Annotated in this window: 1 protein-coding gene and 1 pseudogene; one reads left to right on the top strand and one right to left on the bottom strand. The window is 68.2% G+C overall.

Annotation, left to right across the window (positions count from 1 at the left end; translation table 11 throughout):
* On the top strand, positions 1–1,138 hold a 1,138-nt coding region (locus tag VDP82_RS17910), incomplete at its 5' end, for an exopolyphosphatase (protein ID WP_323016170.1).
* Positions 1,139–1,175: 37 nt separating this feature from the next.
* Here VDP82_RS17910 and VDP82_RS17915 read toward each other — a convergent pair.
* A pseudogene (locus tag VDP82_RS17915) lies at positions 1,176–1,625 on the bottom strand (ribonuclease D); the annotation flags it as partial.

Here is a 1,625-nt window from a genome sequence, read left to right on the forward strand (position 1 = left end):
TGACGCGGCGCTGGGCGCGGCGGCGGGCGTATTGGATTTTTCCGGCGTAGTCGGCGACCTGGGCGGGGGGAGCATGGAGCTGTTCCGCGCCAGCGCCAGCGACCAGACCGGCGGGGAATCGTTCGAGACCGGCGTCATCCGCTTGCAGGACGACAGCGAGGGCTCGCCCGAGCGCGCCGCCGCGATCGTGCGCGAGCGGCTGGCCGGGTCGGAGCTGATCCAGGCGGTGCCGGGCGGGGCTTTCATCGCCGTGGGCGGCACCTGGCGCTCGCTGGCCAAGCTGCACCAGGTGGTGCGCGGCTATCCCCTGCATATGGTGCAGCACTATGTGGTGCCGGCCAAGGACATGATCCGCTTCTGCGCCGATCTGGTGGCCGCGCCCGGCCTCAAGGGCTACAAGCATGCCGATGCGGTGAGCACCTCGCGGCGCGAGCTGGTGCCGTTCGGCGCCGCCGTGCTGGCCGAGGCGTTGAAGGCGGGCAATTTCGGCACGGTGGCGTTTTCGGCGCTGGGCGTGCGCGAGGGGTATCTTTACGGTATGCTAGACCCCCGCGAGCAGGCCATCGACCCGCTGATGCAGGGGGCCGAGGAGCTTTCGGTGCTGCGCTCGCGCTCGCCGGCGCATGTGCATGACCTCGTGGCGTTCACCACCCAGTTCTTCGCGGCGACCGGGCTGGCCGAAAGCGCTGCCGAAAAGCGGCTGCGCGTGGTTTCATGCCTGATTTCCGACATCAGCTGGCGGGTGCATCCCGATTATCGCGGCGCGCAGAGCGTCGATTCGGTGGCCTATGGCTCGCTCAGCGGGATAGACCATCCCGGCCGGGCGTTTTTGGCGCAGGTGATGGCGGTGCGCTATGACGGGCTCAAGAACAAGGTGGTGATGCCGCTGGCCGAGCTGGGCTCGCCCGAAATCACCGCCAGGGCGCGGCTGGTGGGAGCGCTGTTCCGCGTCGCCTATCCGATGACGGCAGCCATGCCGGGCATCCTGGCGCGCACCCGCTTCGAGGTGGCTGACAACCGGCTGATGCTGATGCTGCCGGCGGACCTGGCCTTTCTCGATGGCGAGCATCTGCGCGGACGGCTGGAGCAAATGGCGGGCGTCGCCGGCTTCAAGCTTTCTGCGGTGCGCGTCGTTTAACCCCAAGGGCCGCTTCCAGCCCGATAAGAAATTCTTCCTATTCCGCCGCTTCGCGGCCGGGAATGGCAAATTCCACCACGCCCTTGCCGGTGGCGGCCAGGCCGATGCGGCCATGCTTGATGTCCAGCGCCTTTTCGCCGAAGAGCTTGCGGCGCCAGCCCTTCAGGGCGGGTACGTCGGCCTCGTCGTCAAGCACAAGAGCGTCGATGTCGTCGGAGGTGGCGACAATGCGGGCGGCCACGCCATGCTGCTCGGAAACCGATTTGAGCAGCACGCGAATGAGATCGCCGACGGCGCCCTTGGGCGAGGGGCCGCGATAGCGCTCGGGCATGACGGGCAGGGCCGATTTGGGCAGGGCTTCGACCGCCTTGAGCAATTCCATGATCTCGGCGGCGGCCGAGCTGCGGCCAAAGCCGCGCGGCACGGCGCGCAGCTTTTCGAAGGCATCGGGGGTGAGCGGGCGCTGCATGGCCAGCTCGAACAGCAC

Source organism: Devosia sp., assembly GCF_034675085.1.
In the GTDB taxonomy this organism is placed as follows: domain Bacteria; phylum Pseudomonadota; class Alphaproteobacteria; order Rhizobiales; family Devosiaceae; genus Devosia.